The sequence below is a fragment of the Amycolatopsis sp. H20-H5 genome (genome assembly GCF_035828755.1).
GTDB lineage: Bacteria > Actinomycetota > Actinomycetes > Mycobacteriales > Pseudonocardiaceae > Amycolatopsis.
This window is the reverse complement of sequence record NZ_JAYMZS010000116.1, coordinates 1-18,912: the sequence shown is the minus strand read 5'-3', so window position 1 is coordinate 18,912 and position 18,912 is coordinate 1. Positions and strand designations below refer to the sequence as shown.

Sequence of the window (18,912 nt, the reverse complement as noted above, 5' to 3'; positions counted from 1 at the left end):
AACCGGACCCACCTGATCGGCAGTTCTACGGACCGGGTGATTCACCGGCGCTAAGCGAAGTCGCTTATCCGGCGCTTACGTCCCGATGGGACAAACTGGACCGGTGCGAGTGCTGGTAGTGGAGGACGAACGCCTGATGGCGGACACGATCGCCGAGGGACTGCGCCGGTTCTCGATGGCCGTGGACGTCTGTTACGACGGCGAACAGGCCCTGGAACGGGTCGGGGTGCACGACTACGACGTCGTCGTGCTCGACCGGGACCTGCCGATCGTGCACGGGGACGAGGTGTGCGCGGCGGTGCTCGAAGCGGGCGGCGAGGCGCGGGTGCTGATGCTGACCGCCGCCGCCGACGTCACCGATCGGGTGGCCGGACTCGGCCTCGGCGCCGACGACTACCTGACCAAGCCGTTCGCGTTCGCCGAGCTGGTCGCCAGGGTGCAGGCGCTCTCGCGGCGCGCCCGGCCCGCGCTGCCGCCCGTGCTGGAGCGCGGCGGCGTGGTCCTCGACCTGCCGCGCCACCAAGCCGCGCGCGACGGGCGCTTCCTGCCGTTGTCCCCCAAGGAGTTCGCCGTACTGGAGGTGCTCATGCGAGGGGAGGGCACCGTGGTCAGTGCCGAGGACCTGCTGGAAAAGGCGTGGGATGAGCACGCCGATCCGTTCACCAACGCGGTGCGCGTCGCGGTGATGACGTTGCGACGCAAGCTCGGGCCCCCTGGGTTGATCGAGACGGTGCCCGGCGCCGGTTACCGGTTCGGCTCGTGAAGGGCCTTTCGGTCCGCGCGCGGCTGACCGGGCTGTACGGCGGTCTGTTCCTGCTGGTCGGGATCGCGCTGCTGATCGTCAACTACGCGCTGGTCAACAGTTCGCTGCCGGACACCGGCCAGTTCGCCGTGAAGGCCGTCACGGCCGCGCCCGCGGACACCTCGGACTGGGTGGCGGCCCAGCCGATGCCCGAGCTGCCGACTCAGGCCCGCCGTCAAGCGGTGCAGGTGGTCACGCAGTCGTTGTCGGAGTACCGCTCGACGACGCTGTCGACACTGCTGATCCAGTCGATCATCGCGCTGCTGATCACCGCCGCGCTGGCGGTGTTCCTCGGCTGGGTGATCGCGGGACGGGTGTTGCGGCCCCTGCACGCGATCACCGCGACCGCGCGGAAACTCGGCGCGGAGGACATGAACCGGCGGATCAACCTCGACGGCCCCAACGACGAGCTCAAGGAGCTCGCGGACACGTTCGACGGCATGCTCGACCGGCTCGCGGGGTCGTTCGACAGCCAGAAACGGTTCGTCGCCAACGCGTCGCACGAGCTCCGGACGCCGCTGGCCGTGCAGCGGACGCTGATCGAGGTCGCGATGGCCGACCCGGACGTCTCGCCGGAGTTGCAGAAGCTCGGCGAGCACCTGATCTACACGAACGAGCGCAGCGAACGGATGATCGAGGGTCTGCTCGTTCTCGCGCGCAGTGATCGCGGACTGACGAACCGGACGTCGGTGCGGCTGGACGAGGTCACCCAGACGGTGATCAGGGCGGCCGCAGCACAGGCCGAGGAGGCCGGGGTGACCATCGAGTCGCGGGTGCGGCCGCGGACCGTCGCTGGCGACCCGGTACTGCTGGAACGGCTGGTCACGAACCTGGTGCACAACGCGATCACCTACAACTCGCGCGGCGGCTGGGTGCACGTCGAGGTCGGCGGGGATCCGGCGCTGGTCGTGCGCAACTCGGGGCCGCAGGTGCCGATGGAAGCGGTGCCGACGCTGTTCGAACCCTTCCGGCGGCTCTCTCCCGAGCGAGTCTCGGACGTACGCCCGGCTCAAGGCGGGCGCAACGCGGGGCTCGGGCTGTCGATAGTCCGGTCGGTGGCCCAGGCCCACGGCGGCACGGCCCACGCCGAGCCGGGGCGTCGCGGCGGGCTCACCGTCACCGTCCGGCTGCCCTAGGCGGCCGAACTTAACCCTTTCGTGACGCACAGTGTTCGGCGCGTCACACGACTGTCCGGCTGGCGATGCCGCAAGATTCCGGGGAGCTCAAGATCAACAGCGCGTACCGCTAAATCAAGAGTGAACAGATGAGTGAAGGCCCGGCGCGCCTCGCGCGTCAAGCCGACGCGCCGTTCTAACGTAGGCACCCACAAAGGTGAAGTCTCGGGGAGGCGAGGATGCGAGCGCTCAGGGTGATCGGACTGCACGAGGATGGCAAGTCCATCGTGTGCGAAGACCCGGCGAGTCGCACGCGCTTTCTCCTCCCGGCCGATGAGAGGCTGCGCGCGGCGGCAAGGGGTGACATCACCCGGCTGGGCCAGATCGAAATCGAGTTGGAGAGCCAGATGCGGCCACGCGAGATCCAGGCGCGAATCCGGGCCGGCGAGTCCGTCGAACAGGTGGCGGGTTCGGCGGGCATGTCCGCTCAGCGCGTCGAACGCTTCGCGTACCCGGTGCTGCTGGAGCGATCTCGCTACGCCGAGCTCGCGCAGCGCGCGCACCCGATCCGCGAAGACGGCCCCGACGTCCAGACGCTCGGCGAAGTCGTCGCGCACTCGTTCGGCGTGCGCGGTCACGACTACGGCCAGGGCAAATGGGACTCCTGGCGCGGTGACGACGGCAAGTGGGTCGTCGTGCTGCAGTGGAAGGCCGGCCGCTCGGACAACCGCGCGCACTGGTCGTTCTCGCCGGGAGCGCACGGCGGCACCGCCCACGCGCTGGACGAGCACGCCGACGTCCTGCTCAACCCGAACGCCTACCGCGCGCCGCGCACGGTCCGCGCGCTGGACCCGGCCCGCGAGGCCGCGGTGCAGCCGACGCTGGATTCCGCGCCGGACGAGCCGATCGCCCCTCAGGTGATCGACGCGCCCGTCACCGAGCCCGAGCACGACGAGGAAGACGACACCCGCGAGATCCCGCGCGTGCCCGCGGAAGACGTCGACGAGTCGGAGCCGGACGAGGCCCCCCGGAAGGGGAAGAAGGCCCACCCGATCGTGCCGTCCTGGGAGGACGTGCTGCTCGGGGTCCGTTCCCAGCGCGGCTAGCCGTCCAGCTGGGCGGCCAGCGTTTTCGGCGCGACGATCCGGTAGGCGTCGACGACGATGCGGCTGATCTCGGCCCAGTCGACGTCCACGTCCAGCCGTACGCCCAGCCAGCCGCGATGCCCGACGTACGGCGGCCGGTAGAACCGCTCCGGCTCGGCGCCGACGAGCTCTTCCTGCGCGCCGGGCGGAGCGGGGCACCAGAAGCCGAGCCGGTCGTCGTGGTGCCGGTCGGCGAACATCACGAAGGTCTTCTTGCCACGCACGAACCACGTCGGCTCGCCGTGACTGAGCCGCTCGGTGGTCTCCGGCAGCGCCAGGCACAGTCGCCTGAGTGAGTTCAACGGGTCATCGGCCACCCGGGCAGTATCCCCCGTCCGGGTACCGTGGGCAGGAGGAGAAAAGGGGTCGGCATGAGCTCCGTGGGCACCGTCGCGAGCTTCGACGCGCTCGGCTTCGACCCCGCTCCCGGCGACCTCGCCCAGCTCAGCACGGCCGCCCAGATCTGCCGGGCCCTCGCCACCGCACTCCTCGCGGCCACCGGACCACTCGCGCTGCCGATGGCACTGACCGCAAACGCGCTGAGCCGCTGGGAAACCGCGCTCGGCGAGCTCAAGCACCGCGCCCGCGTCCTCGAACTCGACGCGCGTCAGGCGCAGGACAACGCCCGTCCGATCGACCGGACCGGCGCGAACAGCCTGCGTGAGCGGCACCGAGTGCTCGTCGAGCAGGTCACCGCCGAGCTGGCGGTTGCTGCGGAGCTAGCACGAATTTATAGCGCTTCATTACCGCGTTGACCTCGACGGGGTAGCCGCAGCTGCGGGAAATGCCGTAACTGCGCGCCAGAGTCTGATCAATCACGGCACCAACTGCCCGGCGCGACCAACCTCAACGGGACAACGCGGCGTTGTAGGCGTCGACCGCCTTGCCGAGGTCCGTGCCCCGGTGGGACACCTGCTGGTTCTTGGTGACCACGTACAGGCGGCCCTTCGCGGTCCACGAGAGGGAAACGCGGCCCGCCGTCGCGATGCGCTTGATGACGGCGAGGTCCCCGCTCAGCTCCGTGAGGCGCTCTTCGGCCTGTTCGAGGGTGATGGGCGTCGCCATGGTCGTCCCGCTCTCTTGTCCTGAAATCCTGACCGGTCCACCCGGCCTACAACACGGCCTACAACAGGATGACCAGCACGCCGATCCACGCGACGAGCACGCCCGCCGCCGCGCCGAACGCCGCCCAGCGCAGGATCGGCAGCTGACGCGCCAGCCAGAGCGAGGGCCCTATCCCGGCTGTCACCACCACCGAAGCGAGCACCGCGAGCCAAGCACTCGTCTCGCGGGCCAGTGTGCCTGCCAGCGCCAGCATCGCGACCGCGACCACCGCCGCGACGAACGCCGAAACGGTCAGGCCGGTGAACCACGGGGTCGGTTCGCCCGCCGGTTCCCGCGTGCCGAAAAGCTGCCGCACGAACCGGTTCTCCCGGCCGGCAGGCGGGGGTTCGACCACGACCTCCTCGCCGGTGACCGGGTCGACGAACCGCACCGTCGTGCCCATCACCGCGGCCACCCGCGTGGCCAGTTGACGCCCGCATTGCGAGACGACCGTGCCCGCCTCGGGCACCTGATCCGCGGGCTCGTGAACCGCCCTCGACACCGCCGACGCGACCCTGGCCCACTCGTGGAGCGCCTGGGCGAGGTCGGCGCCGATCGCGACGTTGTGAGGGTCGACTTCGCGGGCGTTCTCACCGCCGGGCCCGGCCAGTACCGCGCGCTCGTCGCGGATGCGCAATTCCACCCGGTGCCTCCTGTCCGGACCCGCGCCGGTGTCGGTGGTCAACTTACTGCAGCCACACTAAGTGGTTGCGTTGGGAAGTTCGTTGGGGGTATTCGGCGGATTCAGGTTTTCGCTGGGTGTGCGGCCGGATGACCCTCGTACCGTGGTTGTACTCGGGTCGTCCGGCCGTGCTCTCAGCGGGAAGCTGGGCCGTCGAGACCCCCGACAGACTTCCCAACGTGACCACTGAGTTCGTAGAACGCCACGGCCGCGGCGGTCGCCACGTTGAGCGAGTCGACGCCGCTCACCATCGGAATCCGCACCGCGAGGTCGGCCGCGGCCAGTGCCTGGTCGCTCAGTCCCGGCCCTTCGGCCCCGAGCAGCAACGCCACTTTGCCGGGCGCGTGCCCGCGCAAGGAGCGTAGCGGCACGGAGTCTTCGCGCGGTGTGAGAGCCGCCACCCGGAAGCCGCGCTCACGCAGGAGATCGAGACCGCCGGGCCAGCTGCCGAAGGTCGCGAACGGCACACGCAGGACGTGCCCCATCGACACTCGCACGCTGCGCCGGTAGAGCGGATCCGAACAGCCTTCGCCGAGCAGGACGCCGTCAACACCGAGTGCGGCCGCGTTCCGGAACAGCGCGCCGAGGTTCTCGTGATCACCGACACCTTCGAGCACGGCGACCGTCTGGGCGTCGTCGAGGATCCGCTCGGCGGTCGGCGCGGCGGGCCGGTCCGCCACCGCGAGCACCCCGCGGTTGAGGTGGAACCCCACGACCGCGGCCATCGTGTCGGCGGAGGTCACGTAGACCGGTGCGTCAATTTCCGCCAGTTCCGTTGCCAGTTCACGAAAACGCCGTTCGACGCCGAGCAGCGCGCGCACCGGGTACACCGAAGTGAGCAGCCTCGCGACCACGACCGTGCCCTCCGCGATGACCAGTCCGCGGCCGCCCGGCCGGTCGGGGCGGCGGTCGGCCGTGGACAGGTCGCGGAAGTCGTCGAGCCGCGGATCGTCACGGTCGTCGAGAAAGATCAGGTCGGCCACCCGGAGAGTGTGTCACCCAGGCGGCCCGGCCTCGACTGGTCCGTTCGTCCGCTCCGATTGGTACAAACGGTCCATTTTTGCTGTCGGTTAACCCCTCGTGACAGAGAGCACCAGTTTGGCCGCTAGCCCGTGCTCTCCGGCTGTGGAACGGTGAACGACCTGAAGTCCCGCCCGGCCCCTGCGGAAAGCCACTAAGGAGCAAGCTCTAGATGGGTAAGGACCTGATGGTGAAACCCTCCGAAAACCTCGATCGTGGAAGGTACCGCCGTAAGGTCCAACGGTGTCTCGACACACTTGCCAGGATGCTCACCGATGGCAGTTTCTCTTTTCCCAGGAAGAACATCGGGCTCGAGGTCGAACTGAACCTCGTCGATCGCGAACTGCGCCCGTCGATGACCAACACCGCCGTGCTGGACGCGCTGGACGATCCGTCGTTCACCACGGAACTGGGCCAGCACAACCTGGAACTGAACGTGCCGCCCCGCCCGCTCGCCGGGGAATCCGCGCTGCAGCTGGAAGATGACCTACGCGGCTACCTCGCCGCCGCCGGCGCGAAGGCCGAGGACACGGGCTCGACGCTGGCGATGATCGGCATCCTGCCGACGTTGCGGCACGAGCACTTCGACCAGAAATGGCTGACCAACAGCACGCGTTATTCGTCACTCAATGACCAGATTTTCGCCGCGCGCGGGGAACGGCTGTCGCTGTCGATCGAGGGCGCGGCGCTGCCAGGACAGCAGCCGGAACTACTGCGCAGCTATTCGGAATCAATTCTTCCGGAAGCCGCTTGCACCTCCGTGCAGCTCCACCTGCAGGTGGCGCCGGAGGAGTTCGCGGCGCACTGGAACGCGGCGCAATGCCTCGCCGGGGTGCAGGTCGCTCTCGGCGCGAATTCGCCGTTCCTGCTGGGCAAGGCGTTGTGGCACGAGACGCGGATCCCGCTGTTCCAGCAGGCGACCGACACGCGCCCGGAGGAGCTGAAGAACCAGGGCGTGCGGCCGCGCGTGTGGTTCGGCGAGCGGTGGATCACGTCGATCTTCGATCTGTTCGAGGAGAACGTCCGGTACTTCCCGGGGCTGCTGCCGGAGACCGACGCCGAGGACCCGATCGAGGCACTCGAGTCCGGCCTGGCGCCGAAACTGACCGAGCTGCGGCTGCACAACGGCACGGTGTGGCGCTGGAACCGCCCGGTCTACGACGTGGTCGACGGCCTGCCGCACCTGCGCATCGAAAACCGCGTCCTGCCCGCCGGGCCGACCGTGCTCGACGTCGTCGCGAACGCGGCGTTCTTCTACGGTGCGCAGCGGGCGCTGGCCGAGGCGGAAAGACCGGTGTGGACACAGATGTCGTTCCAGGCCGCGGAAGAGAACCTCTACGCGGGCGCGCGCAAGGGTTTCGACGCGCAGTTGTACTGGCCGGGCATCGGCTGGATCCCGCCGGACGAGCTGGTGCTGCGGGTGCTCTTACCCCTCGCGCACGAAGGGCTTCGGCGCTCGGACGTCTCGGACGCGGCGCGGGAGCGCTACCTCGGTGTCATCGAGCAGCGTTGCCTGACCCGGCGGACCGGCTCGTCCTGGCAACGCGCCTACGTCCTCAAGGCGCAGGAGAGCGGGCTCGAGCGCGACGCGGCGCTCACTCAGATGCTGTCTCGCTACCTCGAACTCTCGACCGCGAACGAACCGGTCCACAGCTGGCCGTCCTCCCTCACCGGCTGACGGTCCCTGAAGGCCACCATGAGGGCGTTAGAGTCCCTTAGGCCCCGTCAGCCGAGAGGCGCGAGGGCGGTGGCCTTCAGAGGCTTGACCAGGGAGGTGCGTGCGGTGCCGAAAATCATCGGGGGATCACTCGAAGAGCACCGTCGGGCCGTGCGCGTGCGGGTCTTCGAGGTGCTGCGGACGCAGCTCTACGAGCGCGGGTTCGACGCCGTCACCCTCGCCGGGATCGCCGCCGAAGCGGGGCTGGGCCGCACGGCGATGTATAACCACTTCCCCGACAAGGAAAGCCTGCTCGTGGCCTTCGTCGAGGACGAGGCGACCAGCTACGTCGAGCGGCTGCGCGAAGCGGTCGACGGGGTGGCCGACCCGATCGGCAAGCTCGCCATGTTCGTCCGCCTGCAGCTGCGGGTGCTCGCCGAGTACCACCTGCCGCCGGGCGCCGCGCTCGCGTCCGCGCTGGCCCCGGCCGCGTACCGGCGGATCAGCGCGCACGCCGACCCCATCACCGGGCAGCTGCGCACGATCCTCGCCGAGGCCGCGGCGGCGGGCCGCCTGCCGGACGAGGACCCCGACATCCTGATCCCGATGATCACCGCCGCGCTGGCCACCCGTCAGGTCGTCGACGTCCCTCCCGAGCAGCTGGAACAGGCCATCGAGGGTGCCGTCCGGTTCGTCCTGCGGGCCGTCGGAACGAGTGAAACCCGGAAACGAAGTCCGATTTAGGGTAGCCTAAGTGGTGTCGGTGGCCTAACATCGTTCTGACAGGTTGTCAGAACGATGCCCAGGAGGCGCCTTCATGTCGGTGATCACGGACCTCGAAGCCGTCCCGTTCTCCGCGACCCTGCGCGCCTCGACGAGGGCGGCCCACGAACGGGCCAACCACTCCGGCTACATGAACGCGCTCTTCGGCGGCGAACTCGCCCTCAAGGGTTACACCCGGCTCGCCATCCAGTACTACTTCATCTACCAGGCGATCGAGCAGGTCAGCGACGCCATGGCCGCGGACGCCGTCGGCCGCGAGTTCGTCTTCGACGAGCTCCGCAGGCTGCCGAACCTCGCCGCCGACATGGCCTTCCTGGTCGGCCCCGACTGGCGCGAAACGATCCGCCCGCTGGCGGCCACCGAGGCCTACGTCCGCCGCGTGCACGAGGCGTCCGGCTGGGCAGGCGGTTACGTCGCGCACCACTACACCCGCTACCTCGGCGACATCGCGGGCGGCCAGATGATCCGGCGTCTGCTGGCGAAGAACTACGGCGTCACCGAGGACGGCGCGCTGTTTTACCACTTCGACGGCATCGGCAGCGCGCCCGCGTTCCGCGACCGCTACCGGGCCAAGCTCAACGCGGCACCCTGGAGCGACGCCGAGCGCGCGAAGCTCATCGACGAATCGCTCGTCGCGTTCGAGTGCAACATCGCCGTGTTCACCGAGCTCGCCGGGGAGATGGACAACTACCGCACCGCCTGACCGAACGGGCGATGATCATCGTCACAGTGCCTTGACCTCCACTTAACTCGAGATAGCAAGCTTGTTTCAGACGGCGGGCCCACGGGTACCGCTGCTGAGAACCCGGTAGTTCCACCTGTGGAGACGACACGGGCCCCAGTCGCCGTGAACGGGTGTGTGCTACTAGGTTCGTTACCGGAAGACTTGTGTCAAAGACAGAAGGAGGGCCAATGGCCCGGTACGAGCTGCCCGAACTCGACTACGACTACAGCGCGCTCGCGCCGCACATCTCGGCCGAGATCAACGAGCTGCACCACAGCAAGCACCACGCGACCTACGTCAAGGGCGCGAACGACACGCTGGACAAGCTCGCCGAGGCGCGCGACGCCGGCAACTTCGGCGACATCGTCGGGCTGCAGACCACCCTGGCGTTCCACCTGGCCGGGCACGCCAACCACGTCGTGTGGTGGAAGATCCTGTCCCCGGAAGGCGGCGACAAGCCGACCGGTGAGCTCGCCGCGGCGATCGACGAGGCGTTCGGCTCCTTCGACAAGTTCAAGGCGCAGTTCACCGCGGTCGCGACGACCATCCAGGGCAACGGCTGGGCGGCGCTTTCCTGGGACCCGATCGGCAAGACGCTGATCACCCAGCAGCTGCGCGACCACCACAACAACCTGGTCCTGCCGACCGTGCCGATCCTGCTGGTCGACGTCTGGGAGCACGCGTTCTACCTGGACTACAAGAACGTCAAGCCGAAGTACGTCGAGGCCCTGTGGAACATCTACAACTGGGCCGAGATCAGCAAGCGTTTCGACAACGCCGTCGCCGGCGGTAACGGACTGCTGCTTGGCTGAGCGAATTTCACCTGAACGGGGCTCTTCCTTCACGGAAGGGCCCCTTTCTCGTTCCCGGCGGGCTTGACCTCGAGCGCACTCGAGGTGCGATCGTCGACGGATGGACCTCGACGCCTACCTGGACCGCCTCGGCCTGGACCGCCCGGCCGCCGCCGACGCGGCCACCCTGCGGCGGCTTCAGAAGCGCCATCTCGACGTGGTGCCGTTCGAAAACCTCAGCATCCACCTCGGCGAGCCGATCGACCTGGCCGAGGAAGCGCTGTTCGACAAGATCGTGCGGCGGCGGCGCGGCGGGTTCTGCTACGAACTCAACGGCCTCTTCTCGGTCTTGCTGCGCGAACTGGGCTTCGACGCGACGCTGCACGCGGCGCAGGTGCTGGGCGAGAACGGCGTCCCCAGCCCGCCGCTCGACCACGCCGCCATCCGCGTCGAGCTGGACGAGCCCTGGCTCGTCGACGTCGGCTTCGGCCGGTTCAGCCGTTCGCCGCTCAGGCTGGCCGCGGCGGATCCGCAGGAAGACGTCGAAGGCGAGTTCCTCATCCTGGACGCCGGGTATGGCGACGTGGACGTCCGGCGCGACGGGGAGCCGCAGTACCGCCTGGAGAACCACCCACGGCGACTCTCGGACTTCGCCAGGATGGCCTGGTGGCAGTCGACGTCCCCGGCTTCGCATTTCACCAGCAAGGCGACCTGCTCGCTCCCCACGTCCCACGGACGGATAACCCTTTCGGGGGACAAACTGATCGAAACCGTGCACGGGGTACGCGAGGAAACCGTGCTCAAGGGCGAGGAGGAAGTGCTGGCCGCGTACCGGAAGTACTTCGGGATCTCCCTCGACCGGGCACCGTCTCAAGGGGTTGGCCAGGCTTGACGCCGGAAGGACGAGCCCCAACCATGAACCTCGACTGGACCTCGTAATGAACGAAACCCCGCAACCGGGGTTCCCGGCTACGGGGCTTCGTCCGTTCCCGAACTGACTGCCGCTCCCACCACGAAGCGGACAACCATGAGGTTAGCCTAACCTCACTTCTTGGGCAAGAGTCTCCCTGCGGAGACCCCGATCTCACTCGTTCGAGTGACGCCCCGGCACGCACCTGAAGGTCCCTGAAGGCCACCTTGACGGCGTTAGACGCCGTGAAGGTGGCCTTCAGGGCATCGAATATCCGAACAAAGCGGGACGAAGTGGGCAAATATGTAGTCTTTTTGTCCTTTGTGGACAATTTCCGAGATCGACCCTCGTCGGCCGGTCGACAACGGCCTCATGGCGGCCTTCAGAGACCCGGACGGGCCTCAGCTGGGCGCGTACTTGCGTAAGAGGTCGTCGAGCAGGGCCTCGTACGCTGCGCGCTCGAAGCGGACGTCGGCCGCGAGAGGCGTGTCAGGCTCGAATGGCTCGTAGTCCGTTTGCCCGCCGAAGTCACTCCATCCGACCCAGCCGTCGCCGAATGTCGGCCGCGCGCTCAGCGCGGCGCAGCCGAGGTCGTGGTCGATCGGGCACACGAGCAGTGCCACCCGGCCGTCGTCGAAGTCGCCGGGCGCCTGGCCGAGCAGGCGCCGCAGACTGTCGCCGGCCCACCGCCCCGCCTCACTCAACAAGGTCATCCGCTGCAGCGGATTCCGATCGTCGGCTACCAGTGAGCGCAGCGGGACGCCGTCGTTGTCCAGTCCTCGAAGGTCACCTCATGCCGGTCGGAACCGGCCGGCCAACCCGTCACCGCCGGTCGCACACCTAGAACGTTCACACGCGCTCGCGCTTGAGCACGCGCATCCCGCCACCGGCCCGCCGCTTCGGGAACAGCACCCCGCCCCGGCGGATCAACACGATCGCGCAAACGATTGCGGCCAGCGCCGCGATGGCGCCGCCGAGGTAGAACGGCGACCGGCCGCCGAAGGTGTCGGCCATCCAGCCGGTCATCGGGCCGCCGACCGGGTTGCCGCCGATGAGCACCAGGACGTATAGGCCCATCACCCGGCCGCGCATCTCGGGGCTGACCGCGGTCTGCACCAGGGTGTTGGCGGTGTTGAGGAAGGTGATCGTGGCGAAACCGAGCGGGATCAGTGCCAGGCCGAAGCTCAGATACGTCGGCATGAAGGCGGTGACGACCTCGAACGCGCCGAGGAAGAAGGCCGAGATCAGCAGCAGCCGCACGCGCGGGCCGCCTCTGGTGCCGCGCCGCGCCGACATCAGCGCGCCGGCGAAGGTGCCGACCGCGACCAGCGTCGAGAGCAGGCCGTAGCCGTCGGCCTGGGTGTGGAAGACGTTCGCGGCGACGATCGGCAGCGAGGTGAAGTACGTGATGCCGAACGTGCTCACGAAGAACACCAGGACCATGACCGTCACCAGGTCCGGGCGGCGGCGCACGTAGCGCAGCCCTTCGACGAGCTGGCCCTTCTGCCGGGCGACCACCGGGCCGCGGATCAGCTTGTCCGGGTTCATCAGCGCGAGCCCGGTGATCACGGCGCCCGTGCTCAAGGCGTTGGCGATGAACAGCCAGCCGGTGCCGACCCAGGTGATCGCGAACCCGGCGATGGCGGGCCCGACGATCCGGGCCATGTTGAAGATCGAGGAGTTCAGCGCGACGGCGTTGGTGATCTGGTCGCGCCCGACCATCTCGGCCACGAACGACTGCCGCGTCGGCACTTCCATCGCGCCGGTGACGCCGAGGGTGAAGCACAGCAGGTACACCTGCCAGAGTTCGACCGCGCCGGTGATGTCCAAGACCCCGAGCACGACAGCCTGGACGCAGCTCAGCGCTTGGATGAGCATCAGCAGGCGCCGCTTGTCGACCCGGTCGGCGAGCACCCCCGCCCACAGCGAGAGGAACAGCGTCGGCGTGAACTGCAGGGCCACCGCGACGCCGAGGGCGAGTGGGTTGTTGCCGCTGAGGGTGAACACCAGCCAGTCCTGGGCGATGCGCTGCATCCAGGTACCGATGTTCGAGATGACCTGGCCGGAGAAGAACAGCCGGTAGTTACGCACCCGCAGCGAGGCGAACATGCTCTTGCGCTGCGCGGGTTCCTTCGAGGACGGCGGTGGCGCCGGTTCACGGGTAGCGGAGTTATTGGCCTGACACTCGGTCTCGCTACCCGTGGTCGTCACCGCTGTTAGTTCCCCGCCATCCTGTCGATGATTTCAGCGGCGTGTGAGAGCACTTCGCGCTCTTCGCCGCTCAATCCCGCTAGTTGCTGATCCAGCCAGGCTTCCCGCACCGAAATGGTCTCTTGAACGTAGGCGAACCCAGTGGTGGACAGTTCGACGATCGCTTGACGTCCGTCGGTGGGATGTGGCCTTCGCTCGACGTACCCCAGTTCCTCGAGCGCGGCGATCACCCTCGTCATCGAGGGCGGCTGAACGCCTTCCTTCGCGGCGAGCTGACCGGGGGTCAGCGCGCCGCATTTGTGCAGGGTGGACAGCGCGGAAACCTGGGTGAGCGTGATGCTCTGACCGGTGCGCTGTGCCCGGAGCCGGCGGTTGAGCCGGACCACCGCGAGACGAAGGCGGCTCGCCAATGAGCGCTCATGCGTGTCGCCGGACATATAGTTAGCATACCTCACGATCGTTTTGCGTGCGGGTGAACCACGCCACGGGCCGGCTAGTGGACCAGGCTCTGGAGCGGGCCGACGGCGAAGTAGGCGACGAACGCGACCGCGATGATCCACATCAGCGGGTGCACGCCGCGGGCCTTGCCGGTGACCGCGCGGATCGCGACGTAGCTGACGAAACCGGCGCCGATCCCGTTCGCGATCGAGTAGGTGAACGGCATGACCACGATGGTCAGGAACGCCGGCAGCGCGATCGAGAAGTCCGCGAAGTCGATCTCCTTGACCTGCCGCATCAGCATCGCGCCGACCACGACCAGCGCCGGGGCGGCCGCCTCGACCGGGACGACCTGGTACAGCGGCGTCAGGAACATCGCGGCGATGAACAGCACCCCGGTGACGACGTTCGCCAGCCCGGTCCGCGCGCCCTCCGCGATCCCCGACGCCGACTCGACGAACACCGTGTTCGAGCTGGCCGAGCCGAAACCACCGGCCGCGCCCGCGAGACCCTCGACGAACAGCGCCTTGCCGACGTTGGGCAGCTGGCCGTCCTTGTCGATCAGGCCCGCTTCCTTGCCGAGGCCGGTCATCGTACCCATCGCGTCGAAGAAGTCCGCCAGCACCAGCGTGAAGACCAGCAGGACGACGGTGATGATCGGCAGCCGCGTCCACGCCCCGAACGAAACGTCGCCGACGAGCGAGAGATTCGGCAGGCCGACCACCTGATCGGGCAGCGCCGGGTAGCCGAGGTTCCACCCGGCCGGGTTGACGCCCTTCGACGGCCCGGCCTTCACGATCGCCTCGACGACGATGGCCAGCACGGTCGAGAACAGCACGCCGATCAGGATCGCGCCCTTGACCTTCTTCGCCACCAGGATCCCGGTGACCAGGAGGCCGACCACGAACACGGCCGTCGGCCACGACGCGATCGAGCCGTTGATGCCGAGGCCGACCGGGACGGTGGTGTGCGCGGAGTCCGGCAGCCGCCGGACGAACCCGGCGTCGACCAGGCCGATCAGGCAGATGAACACACCGATGCCGACCGCGATCGCCGACTTCAGCGCCGACGGGACCGCGCGGAACACCGCGGTGCGGAAGCCTGTGAACACGAGCAGCACGATGATCAGGCCCTCGATCACGACCAGGCCCATCGCCTCCGGCCAGGTCATCTGCGGGGCGATCGTCACCGCGACCAGGCTGTTGATGCCGAGGCCGGTGGCGATGGCGAACGGGTAGTTCGCGACCAGTCCCATCAGGATCGTGAGCACCCCGGCGACCAGCGCGGTCACCGCGGCGACCTGCGGGACGGGCAGGATGTTGCCGAGGACGTCCTTGTGCGCGGCCGCGTCGTCCGGCGCGAAGCTGCCGATGATCAGCGGGTTGAGGACGACGATGTACGCCATCGTGACGAACGTGACCAGCCCGCCCCTGATCTCGCGGGCCGGGGTGGAGCCCCGCTCGCTGATCTTGAAGAAACGGTCCAGTTTGGACGTCGTGTGCTGCTCCGCCATCGCGTGCCTTCCCTCTTCGCCGTCGCCGGGTACCCTTCCCCACGTGGGCGAACCGAACAATTCCGGGGAAGTTACGAGCTCGTTGCGACAGACACCGGAGCTGCCGAAGAAGCTGACCGACCTGACGCCGGTGGTGATCGTAGGGACCAGCCTTTGGACCGTCGCACTGGTGGTCCTGTTCTTCACCACCGACGGCCTCTGGGTGCAGACGGCGCTGGCCGGATTCGTGCTCGGCTTCCTCGGCCTGGCCATCATCGGCTGGCAACGCGCCGCCGCCCGCCGCGGCTCCCGCGCCGCCCAGCGCCTCTGACGACTGTCCCTGAAGGCCACCATGACGGCGTTAAACGCCGTCATGGTGGCCTTCAGGGACAGTCGGAAGGGTCAGCCCAGGAGGGTTGTGGGTGAGGGGTCTTCGAGCAGCGCCGCGAGCAGGTGGCGGTCCGGCCAGCGGTCGGCGGCCCAGGCGTACGCCCTAGCCAGGCCCTCCGAGGTGTCCGAGGCGTGCAACCGGCCGTCGAACCACCACGGGACCTCGTGCTCGGTGCCCTCGAACGACACCGTCAGGACCTCGTGGACCAGCACCCCGCCGTCGGGGAGCGTGACGCCCGTGAGCTCGGCCGCGAGGCTCACGGCGGCGAGGTCGGTCCAGTAGGCGTGCTCACCCTCGCTGGTGACCTCGGCGGCCAGCGCGGACGCGAGCGGGAGGTCGAGCAGCTCGGCGAGCTTGCCGAGTTCGGCGGCGGCCGAGACCAGGCGTCCGGCAGGCAGCACGGCGACCGGCCATGGGACGTCGAGGACCACCGCGTCGTCGGCGTCGGCGACCGTCCCGTCGACGGCGCGGACCCGCGCGGGCGCGTTCAGGCCGTGGAAGTCCACTTCGGACTTCGCGAGCGCGGTGTGCGCGCGGGACGCGAGCCCCGGGGTGACCTTGCGGTCCGGGTCGCCGAGCCGATCGAGCAGGTCCTCGACGTCGTCGGCGCCGAGCAGTGTCAGGTCCGCCCGCACACCGACCGTCTTCAGCAGGTCCGTGCTCAGGCCGACGTCCGGCACCTCGTCGTACAGCCCGGTCAGCGCGGCGGCCTCGGGCAGCCGCCACTCGCCCGGCAACCGCCCGTCCAGCAACGCGTAGCGCGCCAGCCACCAGCGGGCGTGTCCACCGGGCTCACGCACCGCGGCCAACGTCTCCGGTCGCGAAGCCAGCAGCCGCAACGCGGCGGGCCAGGCGTCATCGGCGACGAGGTCGAGGTCGCGCACGGCGAGCACGCGCGACGGCGGCCGCTCGGCCGAATCCCACCACTCGTCCTCGTCCGGCAGGTTGTGCTCGGGCTCGATCGGTTCTTCGTCGACGACCACCGCGAACGTGTCCAGCACCCCGGCCGCGACCAGGGTCTCGGCAGGCCAGTCCTCGGCGAACTCGTCGTCGAGGACCGACATCGCGCCGTCTTCGCCGAACTCGTCCGAGCCGAACACCTCGGGATCGAAGATCTCCCGCAGCGGTGAACCCGGCAGCACGAGCTCGTCCGCACGCCGCCAGCCGTCGTCGCACGGCAGCGCGAGCGCGCCGATCCACTCGGGAGCGTCGTCGCCGGTCTCGGCGACCAGCCGGAGCGTCGCGCCCGCCAGCGCCGTACCGTCCAAACCGGACAGTGCGTCCTCGACACTGCGCTCGACGGCGTCACGCAGCGCGTCGGCGGCGAGCAGGTCACGCGCCTCGGCATGCTTGGCGCCCAAGCGTTCCAGCAGCGGGTGTGCGGCTTCGGGATGTACGAGCCGCAGGCCGAGGATGTCCACATCGGACAGTAGTTCGAGCAGCTCGGCCGAGCCGCCGACCAGCAGGGCGTCGCGGACGCCGGGCAGCGTGCGGCCATCGGACATCGGGACCGAAAGGCCGCCGAGGTCGTCGTTGGTGAGCGCGTGGGACTCCGCCAGCGGGAGCAGCGCGTCGTAGAGCGAGTGCCACCACGCTGGCGGGCGGTCGATCCCGGTCAACGCCTCGATGAGCTCGGCCCCGGTCAGCGGCTGCGCGCCGGTCGGCGCCAGCGCGGTCACGGCGGCCGGGCCGCACAGCGGCGAAGCCAGCAGGCCGGGCACGAGAGCGGGGAGCAACGGGGGCAGGTCCGCCGACTCGACGGCGAGCACCCTGGCCTGCGCACCGGACACCTCGGCACCCGACTGCGCGGGCAGCCACGGCGTCCGCCGAAGCGCGTCGAGGAGCAGCCCGGATAGCGCGCCGTCCACTGTGGAGCGTGGGAAACCGCCACCCGGCACCAGACGCAACCGATGTTCGGCCTTCACCGCGCGGACGAGTTCGACGTACTCGCGTGCCGCCGAGCCCAGCGCGGCGGTCAGGGCCGCGCCCGGGAGCACTCGCCGCCGGGACGGTTCGAGCGGGAACGAGGCGATCAGCCTGGCTGGCAGCGAAAGCTTGTCGTCGGTCGGCGTCGGCGCGTGCAGGACGTCCTCGCCGAGCGGGCGCGGCACCCCGTCCGCGTCGACCGGGATCGCCCAGACCGCGTCGCCGGTGTGCGTCAGCCAGCGCACCGACCCGGCGGGCGAGCCGATTTCGACGACCCCGCCGTCACGGTCCGCGCGGGTCCACACCTGGTCGCCGACCTCGACGCGGGCCAGCCACGGCAGGGCGAGCAGCAGGTCAGGAACGTCGGTGGCCAGGGTTTCGAGCAACGCCGACGCGTCGACACCCTCGCGCAGCGGCAGCCGGACTTCGGTGTCGAACCCTTGCGGGACAAGGGGTTCTTCCTCGGTGACCGGCCAGGGCAGGCGCAGCACGGCGACGTCTCCCGAACGCTCCGCCACCTCGCGGGTGCGCTCCTCCGAGAAGGCGACGCCGCCAGTCGTCGAGACCACCCTCGGCGCGCCGGACACGGTGAGCACCGCGGCGAACCCGACCCCGAAGCGGCCGACAGTCTCCTCGACCCGCTTGCCCGACGCACGCAGGCTCGACAGCGACTCGACGCCGCGGCCGTCCAGCGGCGCGCCGGTGTTCGCGAATCGCAGCTCACCGTCCACAAAGGATACCCGGACCGTGCCGGGCTTCCCGGCGGCGAGCGCGGCGTCGGCGGCGTTCTGCGCGAGCTCGACGAACAGCCGGTCGCGGTAGCCGCCGACGCGCAGGTCGCCCTCGGCGTTCGTGTCCTCGGTGAACCGGGTCGGCGAATCGCGCCAGGCCCGGAGAACGGCCTCGCGCAGCCGCGCGGTGCCGAACGGATCAGCCGTTGTGGTGGTCACTGGTGCTTTCGGTGGCGGTTTCGCTGGTCGGCGCGTCCGTGGCGACGCCTTCTCCCGAAGCGCTTTCGTCTGCGGTCTGCGCCTCGGCCACGACCGCCGTCTGGGCGGCCTCGGTCACGTCCGGGAGCACCGCGGCCGCTTCGACTTCGGCCGGGAGGACCTCGGCGTCAGGGGTCTCGGCGGCGTCCGACACGGTGGCATCGGCTTCGGTCGCGAGCGCCTCGGCGTCGCCTGAAGCTGCCTCGACGGCTGGAGCTGCTTCGGTCTCCTCGGCGACGACCTCGGCAGAGGTCTCGTTCGTGAGCGGAGCGGCTTCGGCGACTGTCGCCGTCTCAGCCTCGTCTGCGACGACGGCCGTCTGGGCGGCCTCAGCCATGTCAGGCAACGCGGCCGCCGACTCGATCTCAGTGGCGACAGCCTCAGTGGCCAGCTCAGCGTCGACGACAGCGGCCTGCTCGGCCTCGGCTTCGGCCTCCACCGGCTCCGCGACGGCCGAGTCAGTCTCGACAACGGGCGCTTCAGCGTCGCCAACGTGGGACTCGGCGTCGCCAGTGGGGGACTCGCCGGGCTGGGTGTGGGACTCGAACTCGAGGACGGAGTCGTCGTAGACCAGCTCGGCGACCGGGATGGACGAGGTCACCTCGACCTCGACCTCGGAATGCGCGCCGCAGCCGTACTCGACGTCGACGACGTGGCCGTCCGCCGGGGCGATGTCGTTCGTGCAGGCGCCGAAGGCCGCGCGGAGCGAGCCGCCGAGCGGGACGAAGAAGC

At 69.3% G+C, this 18,912-nt stretch carries 20 protein-coding genes; 10 read left to right on the top strand and 10 right to left on the bottom strand.

Annotated elements, in window-relative coordinates; translation table 11 throughout:
• Positions 1 to 103 precede the first annotated feature (103 nt).
• The 3 genes from QMK34_RS38585 (at position 104) to sepH (ending at position 3,023) form a co-directional block, all read left to right on the top strand.
• Positions 104 to 763: a response regulator transcription factor gene (locus QMK34_RS38585; protein ID WP_326419736.1), complete on the top strand. Its 660-nt coding sequence runs from the start codon at positions 104 to 106 to the stop codon at positions 761 to 763.
• Positions 760 to 1,938: an ATP-binding protein gene (locus QMK34_RS38580; protein WP_326419735.1), complete on the top strand. Its 1,179-nt coding sequence runs from the start codon at positions 760 to 762 to the stop codon at positions 1,936 to 1,938. Before QMK34_RS38585 ends, QMK34_RS38580 begins: the two co-directional genes overlap by 4 nt.
• Positions 1,939 to 2,156: 218 nt before the next feature.
• Positions 2,157 to 3,023 (top strand): septation protein SepH, encoded by an 867-nt coding sequence (sepH, locus tag QMK34_RS38575; RefSeq protein ID WP_326419734.1) that lies wholly within the window; start codon positions 2,157 to 2,159, stop codon positions 3,021 to 3,023.
• Here the strand turns inward: sepH and QMK34_RS38570 are convergent.
• Positions 3,020 to 3,379, bottom strand: a complete 360-nt coding sequence (locus tag QMK34_RS38570) for an MmcQ/YjbR family DNA-binding protein (RefSeq protein WP_326419733.1) — start codon at positions 3,377 to 3,379, stop codon at positions 3,020 to 3,022. The genes sepH and QMK34_RS38570 overlap by 4 nt on opposite strands.
• 54 nt (positions 3,380 to 3,433) lie before the next feature.
• Between QMK34_RS38570 and QMK34_RS38565 the strand changes: the two genes are divergently transcribed.
• Entirely contained in the window at positions 3,434 to 3,817 is a 384-nt protein-coding gene (locus tag QMK34_RS38565) for a hypothetical protein (RefSeq protein ID WP_326419732.1), read from the top strand.
• Positions 3,818 to 3,908: 91 nt separating this feature from the next.
• Here QMK34_RS38565 and QMK34_RS38560 read toward each other — a convergent pair whose 3' ends face one another.
• The 3 genes from QMK34_RS38560 to QMK34_RS38550 form a co-directional block, all read right to left on the bottom strand.
• Positions 3,909 to 4,127, bottom strand: coding sequence for a hypothetical protein (locus tag QMK34_RS38560; RefSeq protein ID WP_326419731.1), 219 nt, complete (start codon positions 4,125 to 4,127; stop codon positions 3,909 to 3,911).
• 58 nt (positions 4,128 to 4,185) lie between these two features.
• The gene (locus tag QMK34_RS38555; RefSeq protein WP_326419730.1) at positions 4,186 to 4,809 is read right to left on the bottom strand and encodes a DUF2537 domain-containing protein; all 624 of its coding nucleotides are present in this window, start codon (positions 4,807 to 4,809) and stop codon (positions 4,186 to 4,188) included.
• A gap of 173 nt (positions 4,810 to 4,982) precedes the next feature.
• Positions 4,983 to 5,831: a TrmH family RNA methyltransferase gene (locus QMK34_RS38550; protein ID WP_326419729.1), complete on the bottom strand. Its 849-nt coding sequence runs from the start codon at positions 5,829 to 5,831 to the stop codon at positions 4,983 to 4,985.
• A 209-nt stretch (positions 5,832 to 6,040) separates the two neighbouring features.
• Here QMK34_RS38550 and QMK34_RS38545 point away from each other — a divergent pair, with 209 nt between their 5' ends.
• The 5 genes from QMK34_RS38545 to QMK34_RS38525 all read left to right on the top strand — a co-directional run bounded on the left by QMK34_RS38545 (position 6,041) and on the right by QMK34_RS38525 (position 10,715).
• Positions 6,041 to 7,546: a glutamate-cysteine ligase family protein gene (locus QMK34_RS38545; RefSeq protein ID WP_326419728.1), complete on the top strand. Its 1,506-nt coding sequence runs from the start codon at positions 6,041 to 6,043 to the stop codon at positions 7,544 to 7,546.
• 105 nt (positions 7,547 to 7,651) lie between these two features.
• On the top strand, positions 7,652 to 8,269 hold the full coding sequence (locus tag QMK34_RS38540; protein WP_326419727.1) for a TetR/AcrR family transcriptional regulator: 618 nt from the start codon (positions 7,652 to 7,654) through the stop codon (positions 8,267 to 8,269).
• A 73-nt stretch (positions 8,270 to 8,342) separates the two neighbouring features.
• Entirely contained in the window at positions 8,343 to 9,011 is a 669-nt protein-coding gene (locus QMK34_RS38535; protein ID WP_326419726.1) for a biliverdin-producing heme oxygenase, read from the top strand.
• A 209-nt stretch (positions 9,012 to 9,220) separates the two neighbouring features.
• Positions 9,221 to 9,844, top strand: coding sequence for a superoxide dismutase (locus tag QMK34_RS38530; protein ID WP_326419725.1), 624 nt, complete (start codon positions 9,221 to 9,223; stop codon positions 9,842 to 9,844).
• 100 nt (positions 9,845 to 9,944) lie between these two features.
• Positions 9,945 to 10,715 (top strand): arylamine N-acetyltransferase family protein, encoded by a 771-nt coding sequence (locus QMK34_RS38525; protein ID WP_326419724.1) that lies wholly within the window; start codon positions 9,945 to 9,947, stop codon positions 10,713 to 10,715.
• 419 nt (positions 10,716 to 11,134) lie between these two features.
• On the opposite strand, the gene QMK34_RS38520 is transcribed toward QMK34_RS38525, so the two are convergent.
• The 4 genes from QMK34_RS38520 to QMK34_RS38505 form a co-directional block, all read right to left on the bottom strand.
• Complete coding sequence (locus QMK34_RS38520) at positions 11,135 to 11,446, bottom strand: hypothetical protein (protein WP_326419723.1); 312 nt, start codon at positions 11,444 to 11,446, stop codon at positions 11,135 to 11,137.
• Positions 11,447 to 11,582: 136 nt separating this feature from the next.
• The gene (locus QMK34_RS38515) at positions 11,583 to 12,842 is read right to left on the bottom strand and encodes an MFS transporter (protein WP_326419746.1); all 1,260 of its coding nucleotides are present in this window, start codon (positions 12,840 to 12,842) and stop codon (positions 11,583 to 11,585) included.
• Positions 12,843 to 12,949: 107 nt separating this feature from the next.
• Positions 12,950 to 13,381 carry a MarR family winged helix-turn-helix transcriptional regulator gene (locus QMK34_RS38510; protein ID WP_326419722.1) on the bottom strand — a complete coding sequence of 144 codons (432 nt, stop codon included), beginning with the start codon at positions 13,379 to 13,381 and terminating at the stop codon, positions 12,950 to 12,952.
• 56 nt (positions 13,382 to 13,437) lie between these two features.
• Entirely contained in the window at positions 13,438 to 14,895 is a 1,458-nt protein-coding gene (locus tag QMK34_RS38505) for an NCS2 family permease (protein WP_326419721.1), read from the bottom strand.
• Between the two features lie 82 nt (positions 14,896 to 14,977).
• Between QMK34_RS38505 and QMK34_RS38500 the strand changes: the two genes are divergently transcribed.
• Positions 14,978 to 15,205 carry a DUF2530 domain-containing protein gene (locus tag QMK34_RS38500; protein WP_326419745.1) on the top strand — a complete coding sequence of 76 codons (228 nt, stop codon included), beginning with the start codon at positions 14,978 to 14,980 and terminating at the stop codon, positions 15,203 to 15,205.
• Between the two features lie 71 nt (positions 15,206 to 15,276).
• On the opposite strand, the gene QMK34_RS38495 is transcribed toward QMK34_RS38500, so the two are convergent.
• Together QMK34_RS38495 and QMK34_RS38490 are read right to left on the bottom strand one after the other, a co-directional pair.
• Positions 15,277 to 18,141, bottom strand: a complete 2,865-nt coding sequence (locus QMK34_RS38495; protein WP_326419720.1) for a sacsin N-terminal ATP-binding-like domain-containing protein — start codon at positions 18,139 to 18,141, stop codon at positions 15,277 to 15,279.
• Positions 18,122 to 18,912 (bottom strand): DUF3027 domain-containing protein (locus tag QMK34_RS38490; protein WP_326419719.1); only part of this gene is annotated, 791 nt, incomplete at its 5' end. The genes QMK34_RS38490 and QMK34_RS38495, both read right to left, overlap by 20 nt.

Bases quoted from the DNA above. Each gene is read 5' to 3' on its own strand.
- sepH (WP_326419734.1), top strand. From the start codon at position 2,157: ATGCGAGCGCTCAGGGTGATCGGACTGCACGAGGATGGCAAGTCCATC.
- QMK34_RS38565 (WP_326419732.1), top strand. From the start codon at position 3,434: ATGAGCTCCGTGGGCACCGTCGCGAGCTTCGACGCGCTCGGCTTCGAC.
- QMK34_RS38560 (WP_326419731.1), bottom strand. From the start codon at position 4,127: ATGGCGACGCCCATCACCCTCGAACAGGCCGAAGAGCGCCTCACGGAG.
- QMK34_RS38545 (WP_326419728.1), top strand. From the start codon at position 6,041: ATGGGTAAGGACCTGATGGTGAAACCCTCCGAAAACCTCGATCGTGGA.
- QMK34_RS38535 (WP_326419726.1), top strand. From the start codon at position 8,343: ATGTCGGTGATCACGGACCTCGAAGCCGTCCCGTTCTCCGCGACCCTG.
- QMK34_RS38530 (WP_326419725.1), top strand. From the start codon at position 9,221: ATGGCCCGGTACGAGCTGCCCGAACTCGACTACGACTACAGCGCGCTC.
- QMK34_RS38525 (WP_326419724.1), top strand. From the start codon at position 9,945: ATGGACCTCGACGCCTACCTGGACCGCCTCGGCCTGGACCGCCCGGCC.
- QMK34_RS38520 (WP_326419723.1), bottom strand. From the start codon at position 11,446: ATGACCTTGTTGAGTGAGGCGGGGCGGTGGGCCGGCGACAGTCTGCGG.
- QMK34_RS38515 (WP_326419746.1), bottom strand. From the start codon at position 12,842: ATGTTCGCCTCGCTGCGGGTGCGTAACTACCGGCTGTTCTTCTCCGGC.
- QMK34_RS38510 (WP_326419722.1), bottom strand. From the start codon at position 13,381: ATGTCCGGCGACACGCATGAGCGCTCATTGGCGAGCCGCCTTCGTCTC.
- QMK34_RS38505 (WP_326419721.1), bottom strand. From the start codon at position 14,895: ATGGCGGAGCAGCACACGACGTCCAAACTGGACCGTTTCTTCAAGATC.